This window comes from Falsiroseomonas sp. RANM36 (assembly GCF_056682175.1).
The window spans coordinates 557,503-565,074 of record NZ_JBWXTD010000003.1; the positions used below are offsets into that span (position 1 = coordinate 557,503).

Here is a 7,572-nt window from a genome sequence, read left to right on the forward strand (position 1 = left end):
GGCGGCCGGGGGGGGGGGCGCGCCGGCCCCCCGCCCCCGGGCCCCCCCCCGCCCCCGCGGGGGGGGGGGGGGGGGGGGGGGCCGACGCCGAGGAAGCTCAGCACGGCTTCGGCCAGCACAGCCAGCGCGAAGACATAGGTCTGCTGCACCACCAGCGGCGCCATCGCGTTGGGCAGCACGTGCCGCAGCAGCACCCGCTTGGGCGAGGCGCCGATGGCGCGCGCACCCTCCACGAAGGGGAACTCCCGCACCACCAGCACGCCCGCGCGCATCACCCGCGCCGTGCGCGGCACATAGGCGATGGACAGCGCGACGATTACGTTGAGCTCCGACGGTCCGAGCGCCGCGGCGAGCGCGATGGCCAGCAGCACCGCCGGGAAGGCCATCAGCGCATCCATCACGCGCATGATCGGCCCATCGGCGCGCCGCCAGAAGCCTGCGACAGCGCCAATGGCGCCGCCGAGGACCGCGGTCAGCAACGCGACACCGAGGCCGATGCGCAGCGAGACCTGGATCCCGAAAAGCGTGCGCGAGAGGATGTCGCGCCCGAAGCGGTCCGTGCCGAACCAGAAGATCTCGGAGGGCGGCTGGAAGCGCGTGCGGAAATTGTTGCGCAGCGGGTCATAGGGCGCGAGCCAGTCTGCCAGCAGGCCGCAGACCGCGACCGCGCCGAACAGCAGCAGCCCCCAGCGGAAGGAGGGATGCGCGAGCAGCCGCGCCAGTGCGCCGGGCACCTTCGCGCGCGGCGGCGGCGCGGCGGCGGTGAGCGCGTCAGCGCCGGCCATGGCGGATCCGCGGGTCGAGGGCGGCGTAGAGCAGGTCCACCGCCAGGTTCACCAGCACGAAGATGGTCGCCGTCAGCAGCAGGCCGCCCTGGATCACCGGATAATCGCGCCGCTGGATCGCACCGACGATCAGCCGCCCGACGCCGGGCAGGCTGAACACGCTCTCGATCACCACGGCGCCGCCGAGCAGCACGCCGCACGCGATGCCGGCCACCGTCACAACGGGGATCAGCGCGTTGCGCAGCGCATGCTTGCCCACCACGATCCAGCCCGGCATGCCCTTGGCGCGCGCGGTGCGGACATAGTCCTGTCGCAGCACCTCCAGCATCGCGGCGCGGGTCATCCGCGCGAAGAGACCCATCTGCGAGAGCGCCAGCGTGCCCGCCGGCAGGATCATCGCCTGCGCCCAGCCGAGCGGGTCCCGCGTGAAGGGCACATAGCCGCCGGTCGGCAACCAGCCCAGAACGACGGCAAAGAGATAGACGAAGACCAGCCCGAGCCAGAAATCCGGCAGCGAGAAGCCGATCAGCGCCGTGCCCATCGCCGCGCGGTCCGCCGCCTTGCCCGCCCGCACCGCCGCGAGCACGCCGAGCGCCGTGCCGCAGACGAAGGCGATGGCGAGCGCGGTGAAGGTCAGCGAGAGCGTCACGGGCAGGCGTTCCATGATCGCCGCGCCGACGCCCTGGCGCAGCAGGATGCTCTCGCCGAGATCGCCGCGCGCCAGCGCGGAATACCAGCCGACCAGCTGCTCGTGCCACGGCCGGGTCAGGCCCAGGCGCTCGCGCAGCCGCGCGAGTTCCTCGGCCGTCGCGGTCGGCCCGGCCATCTCCACCGCGACATCGCCCGGCACGATCCAGACGATGCCGAAGGACAGCAGCGACACGATCAGCAGCACCGGCAGGGCGGAGACAAGCCGCGCGGCGGCATATCTCAGCATGTCGCCGTCCCTTGCTGGTTTGCCGTTCGATTCACGTCTCCGATGCTCGGCTTCGCCTGCGCCCTCCGACGATCGAACGGCTAAGCGAGGGTCACGCCCCACATCCGCGGGATGCGGTACGGCTTGTAGTCCCGCACCTGCGCGCGCGTCGCCTGCACGATGCCGACATCGCCGCACTTGATGGCGATGGCCTGGTCGTACATCCGGGCCTGGAAGTCGCTGACCGCCTTCTTGCGGTCGGCCTCGGCCAGGCTGGTGTTCAGGCGGCGCTGGCAATCCTCGATCACGTCGTCACGCACATGCTGCACGGGCGCGTTGCCGCTGAAGAAGCCGACCACGCCATAGGGCCCCTCATAGGGCTCGATGCCCATCATCAGCGCCCAGATGTGCCAGCCGGTGCGCTGGGTGCGCTGGCTGAAGGCGGTCGGCCAGTCGGTGATCACGGTGCGGATGTTGAGGCCGATGGACTTCAGCTGCTCCGCCGCGGTGACGATCGTCGCCTGGTGGTTCGAGAAGCTCGAATCCCCCAGCATGATGATCTCCTCGTTGCGGTAGCCGCTCTCCCGCAGCAGGGCGCGCGCGCGGTCCTTGTTGTTCATGTTGTAGAGCGGCTTGCCGACATCGCCCGCGAAATAGGTCGTGCCCGGATGCTGCCAGCCATGCAGCATGCGGTAGAGTCCGTCGGTGGAGATCGCCATGACCTCCTCAAGGTCCAGCGCCGCCTGCAGCGCACGCCGGAAGACCGGGTTGTTCATCGGTTCCATGGCGTGGTTGAGCATGAGCGTCTGGAAGGACCAGGGCATCATCTCGTGCATGACCAGGCTGCGGTCGTTGCGCAGGCGCTGCGCGGCGGGAACGGCGATGGCTTCCAGGATGTGCATCTCGCCCGTCTGCAGGCCGGCGGTGCGGGCGCCGGCCTCCGGCACGAAGCGGATGGTGATGTCCTGGACGTTCGCCACCTTGCGACCGGCGAAGCCGTCCATGCCCTGGTACTTCGTGTTCTGCACGTAGTCGCCGAAGCGCGTCAGCCGCACATGGCTGTCGGGGCGATACTCCACGAAGCGGTAGGGGCCGGTGCCGATGATCTCGATCCGGCTGGCTTCCTTGCCCGTCTCCTCCTCCGGGATGATGGCGCAGGGCGCGCGGGGGGAGGAGATGCCGGCGATGAAGCCCGGGCTCGGGTTCTTCAGGCGCACCACGACCGTCTTCGCATCGGGCGTGTCGATCGCCTCGACCGGCTGCATGATGAAGGCCGAGGCGCCGACGCGGCCGTAGCGCAGCAGGGAAGCCTTCACGTCCGCGCTGGTCATCCGCTTGCCATTGTGGAAGCGCGCGTCGCGCAGCGCGAAGCGGTAGGTCAGGCCGTCGGCCGAGATGTCCACGCCTTCCGCCAGGTCGGGCTGCGGGTTGCCGGCCTCGTCGCGCGCGAACAGCGTCTCGTAGATGTGCAGGTTGATGTTGCGGCTGGCCTGCGCGCTGGTGACCTGCGCATCCAGGCTGGGTGGCTGCGCCTGCTGCGCCATGACGATGGAGCCGCCGGCGCCCTGCGCCAGCGCGGGCCTCGCAAGCGGCAGCAGCGCGGCCGCCCCGGCGGCCAGACCAAGATCGCGTCGCGTCAGCATAGCCGTTCCCCTCTCTTACCTGTTCTCCGGGGGATGCTACCGTCGGGTCGCGAAAAACTTCAATGCGGGGGAACGCGGCGTGACGAACAGCCCGGTTGTGCCGGAGGTGGACCTCTGGGCCAGTGGTCGGCAGGTCGGCCATCTGCGCGTGCCGCAATCGCGCGACGATTCCGGCTGGGGCACCATCCAGGTGCCGATCGTCGTGGTGGCGAACGGCAAGGGCCCGACCGTGCTGCTCACCGCCGGCAACCATGGCGACGAATACGAGGGCCAGGTCACGCTGCTCGATCTCGCGCGCAGCCTGCGGGCGGAGGAGGTGCAGGGCCGCGTCATCCTGCTGCCGGCCATGCACTACCCCGCCTGCGCCGCCGGCAAGCGCCTCAGCCCGCTCGATGGCCGCGACTTCAACCGCTGCTTCCCGGGCGATCCCTTCGGCGGCTTCGCGCTGTCGCTCGCGCATTTCGTGGACAGTGTGCTGCTGCCGATCTGCGACTACCAGATGGATCTGCACAGCGGCGGCACGGGGATGGACATCGTGCCGAGTGCCGTCGGCCACATCCTGGACCACGCGGACATGCAGGCCCGCACGCTGGCCATGGCGGATGCCTTCGGCGCGCCGATCACCCTGCTGCTGAAGGAGGTCAATGCCGGCCCGACCCTGCTGGCCGCTGCCGAGAACCGCGGCATCGTCGCGCTCTCCTCCGAGCTCGGCGGCGGCGGCCGGCTCAATCCGGCGGCGCTGACCATCACGAAGCGCGGCGTGCGCAACGTGCTGCGCCATGCCGGCGTGCTGGAGGGGCTTCCCGAAGTCGGAGAGTACGGCCCCTCGCGCCGGATGACCGTGCCGGACCTGGCGCACTACGTCTTCGCGCCGGCGGACGGCATCTGGGAAGCGGCGCATCCGCTGAACACGACGGTGCAGGCAGGCATGCCGGCCGGATTGCTGCACCGCATCGAGGATCCGGGCGCGCCGCCCATCGAACTCGCCTACAAGGCGACCGGCCTGCTCTGGTGCGCACGCTTCGCCGGGCGGGTGAAGGCCGGCGACCCGGTAGCCGTCATCGCGCGGGATATGTAGGCTCCCCCCGGACCGGCATCACGAGGAAGGCACGAGCATGTCCGCCATCATCGAGGCCCGCAGCAACAGCGAAGCCGAGGCGCGCGAGTGGGAGCTGCGCTGCGACATGGCGGCGGTGTTCCGCGTCGCCGCGCGCGAAGGCTGGAACGAGCAGATCGGCAACCACAACTCGCTGATGCTGCCCGACGAGAAGGAGCCGCTCTTCCTGATCAACCCGCGCGGCTACCTGTTCCAGGAGCTGAAGGCGAGCGACCTGATCGTCTGCGACCTGGACGGCAAGGTGCTGCGCGGCACGGGCGAGCTCCGCAAGGTCGCCTTCCACATCCATGCGCGCATCCACCTGCTGAACCCCAACGCCGCCTGCGTCATCCATGTACATCCGCGCTGGCTGACCGCGCTTTCGCTGCTGCGGGATGCGGAGATGCACCTGTCGCACCACAACAATCTCGCCCTCAATGACCGCATCGTCTACGACCACGAGGGCGACGAGCCGGTGCACCACAACGAGGAAGGCGACCGCATCGCGCGCTGCCTCGGCGACAAGTCCACCATGGTGATGCGCGGCCATGGCGTCACGGTGGTCGGCCCGACCGTCGCGGACGCCTTCGACGAATGCTTCATCGCCGAGCGCACCGCGATGTACCAGATGACCGCGATGTCCACCGGCCAGGCGATGCACCACCTGCCGGAGCGCCTGCGCCGCCGCTACAACGGGCCCTGGGGCGACCGCTACGACGCGCGGCTGCACCTGAACGCCTGGCGACGCATCCTCGACAGGGAAGAGCCGGACTACAAGCAATGACGGACGGCGTGCTGCTGGCCGACCCGCTCGCGCCGGCCGACGAGGCGATCGCGGGCTTCGCGTTGGACGGCACGGTCAAGGGCGTGAAGCCCGGCGCGTCCCTGCGGCTCGACCAGATCGGTGCGCAGGGCTGGTCCCTGCCCGACATGCCGCTGCCGCTCGCCGTGCTGCGCGCGGACGTCATGCGCCGCAATGCGCGCTGGATGGCGGATTTCGCGCAGCGCAACGGGCTCTCGCTCTGCCCGCATGGCAAGACGACGATGTCGCCGCAGATCTGGAACCTCCAGATCGCGGAGGGCGCCTGGGGCATCACGGTCGCGACGGCGCACCAGCTGCAGGTGGCGCGGCGCTTCGGCGTGAAGCGCGTGATCTGGGCGAACCAGCCTGTCGGGCGCATCGCGGTGGATGCCGCCTTCGCCGCCATCGCCGATCCGGACTTCGATCTCTACGTGCTGGCCGACAGTCTTGCGGTGGTCGAGGGGCTCGCCGCCGGCGCCGCGCGCGCCGGCCATGCGCGGCCACTCAACGTTCTGCTGGAAGTCGGCACCATGGGCGGGCGCACGGGCGCGCGCGATGCGAAGACCGCGCTGGCCGTCGCGCGCGCCATCGCCGCCGCGCCGGGCCTCTCGCTCGCCGGTGTCGAGGCCTTCGAGGGGCTGCTGACCGAGACCGCGCAGGTGGACGCCTTCCTGCACGTGCTGACGGAAACCGCGCGGGCCTGCGCGGCAGAAAGCCTGTTCGGCAACCCGGAGATCCTGCTGACCGCCGGCGGCTCCGCCTTCTTCGACCGCATCGGGCCGCGCTTGGCCGAAGCCGGCGAGCTCGGCCGGCCCGTTCGCCGCGTGCTGCGCAGCGGCTGCTACGTGACGCATGACAGCCTGGGCTACGAGCAATCCTACAAGCGGATGCGCAGGGAGAGCCTGACGCTCGACTGGCCCGTCGGTGACCTGCAGGCCGCGATGGAAGTCTGGGCGCATGTGCAGTCCATCCCGGAACCCGGCCGCGCCATCATCACCTGCGGCAAGCGTGACATCGGCTTCGACACGGGCTGGCCCGTGCCGCTGCGCCTGGTCCGCGCGGGCGAGACGAAATCCATGCCCTTCGGCGCCTTCCACAAGGTGACGGGCATGAACGACCAGCATGGCTACCTGATCGGCCCCGCCGACGGGCTGCTGCGCGTGGGCGACATCGTCGTGCTCGGCGTCGCGCATCCCTGCACCACCTTCGACAAGTGGCAGGTGATCCCGCTGGTGGACGGGGATTTCCGGATCACCGGAGCGATCCGCACTTTTTTCTAGTGGCTTCACGGGAGAGAGAACAATGACCCCTCGGATCACGCGGCGCGCGGCGCTGGCCGCCGGCCTTGCGCTGCCCGCCCTGGCAAGCGCACAGACGACCTGGACACCCACGCGCCCGCTTCGCCTGGTGGTTCCCTTCGCCGCCGGCGGCTTCACGGACATCCTCTCCCGCGCCGCGGCGGAGCTGCTGCAGGCGCGAATCGGGCAGCCCGTGGTGGTGGAGAACCGCGGCGGCGCCGGCGGCAACCTCGCCGCGGAGTATGTCGCGCGCGCCGCGCCGGACGGACATACGGTGCTGGTGGCGACACAGGGCATCATCGCCGTCAACAAGGCGCTCTACCCGCAGCTTCCCTACGATCCCGACAAGGACTTCGTCGCCATCGCGATGCTGGCGCAGCAGCCCAATCTGCTGGTCGTCTCGCCCAAGGCGATGCCGGACGTCACCAGCGTCGCGCAGCTGATCGCGAAGGCGAAGGCGACGCCGGGCGGGCTGAACTACGGCTCCAACGGCGTCGGCTCCTTCACGCATCTCTCGATGGAGCTGTTCCGCTCGCGCGCCGGGATCGAGATGACGCATGTGCCCTATCGCGGCTCCTCGCCGCTGCTGAACGACATGGTCGCGGGCAATATCGGCGTCGCCTTCGATGGCTTCGGCACCTCCGCCCCGCAGGTGCGCGGCGGCACGCTGAAGGCCATCGCCGTCACCAGCGCGCAGCGCTTCCGCGCCATGCCGGACGTGCCCGCCGTGGCCGAGACGCTGCCCGGCTTCGATGCCAGCCCCTGGTACGGCATCTTCGCGCAGACGGCCCTGCCAGACCCGGTGCTCGCGGGGCTCGAGGCCGCCTTCAAGGGCGCTATGGAAAGCCCCGAATGGGCCGCGGTGCTGGCGCAGCGCCAGGCCGACGCGATGCCGCAGGGCCGCGCCGCGCTGGCACCCGTCATGGCGCGAGAACGCCAGGTCTGGCGCGAGGCCGTGCAGCGCTCCGGCGCCAGCGCGGGGTGAGTTTCGCGGATGTCATCGCCTGGGCGCTGCCGGGGCCGGCGCCCGGC

7 protein-coding genes are annotated in these 7,572 nt (G+C 70.5%); 4 read left to right on the top strand and 3 right to left on the bottom strand.

Annotated elements, in window-relative coordinates:
* The 3 genes from AC1MIR_RS07450 to AC1MIR_RS07460 form a co-directional block, all read right to left on the bottom strand.
* A partial coding sequence (locus AC1MIR_RS07450) for an ABC transporter permease (RefSeq protein ID WP_480027547.1) occupies positions 1-785 on the bottom strand: 785 nt, incomplete at its 3' end.
* Positions 772-1,722 (bottom strand): ABC transporter permease, encoded by a 951-nt coding sequence (locus tag AC1MIR_RS07455; protein ID WP_480027548.1) that lies wholly within the window; start codon positions 1,720-1,722, stop codon positions 772-774. The genes AC1MIR_RS07455 and AC1MIR_RS07450, both read right to left, overlap by 14 nt.
* An 80-nt stretch (positions 1,723-1,802) precedes the next feature.
* On the bottom strand, positions 1,803-3,344 hold the full coding sequence (locus AC1MIR_RS07460; protein ID WP_480027549.1) for an ABC transporter substrate-binding protein: 1,542 nt from the start codon (positions 3,342-3,344) through the stop codon (positions 1,803-1,805).
* Positions 3,345-3,423: 79 nt separating this feature from the next.
* On the opposite strand from AC1MIR_RS07460, the gene AC1MIR_RS07465 reads away from it, so the two are divergent.
* Genes AC1MIR_RS07465 through AC1MIR_RS07480 form a run of 4 tightly spaced genes read left to right on the top strand, consistent with a single transcriptional unit; the run spans position 3,424 to position 7,525 of the window.
* On the top strand, positions 3,424-4,422 hold the full coding sequence (locus AC1MIR_RS07465; RefSeq protein WP_480027550.1) for a succinylglutamate desuccinylase/aspartoacylase family protein: 999 nt from the start codon (positions 3,424-3,426) through the stop codon (positions 4,420-4,422).
* 37 nt (positions 4,423-4,459) lie between these two features.
* The gene (locus AC1MIR_RS07470; RefSeq protein WP_480027551.1) at positions 4,460-5,224 is read left to right on the top strand and encodes a class II aldolase/adducin family protein; all 765 of its coding nucleotides are present in this window, start codon (positions 4,460-4,462) and stop codon (positions 5,222-5,224) included.
* Positions 5,221-6,522 (top strand): alanine racemase, encoded by a 1,302-nt coding sequence (locus AC1MIR_RS07475; protein WP_480027552.1) that lies wholly within the window; start codon positions 5,221-5,223, stop codon positions 6,520-6,522. The genes AC1MIR_RS07470 and AC1MIR_RS07475 overlap by 4 nt, the downstream gene beginning before the upstream one ends.
* Before the next feature lie 22 nt (positions 6,523-6,544).
* On the top strand, positions 6,545-7,525 hold the full coding sequence (locus tag AC1MIR_RS07480) for a Bug family tripartite tricarboxylate transporter substrate binding protein (RefSeq protein ID WP_480027553.1): 981 nt from the start codon (positions 6,545-6,547) through the stop codon (positions 7,523-7,525).
* Positions 7,526-7,572 lie beyond the last annotated feature (47 nt).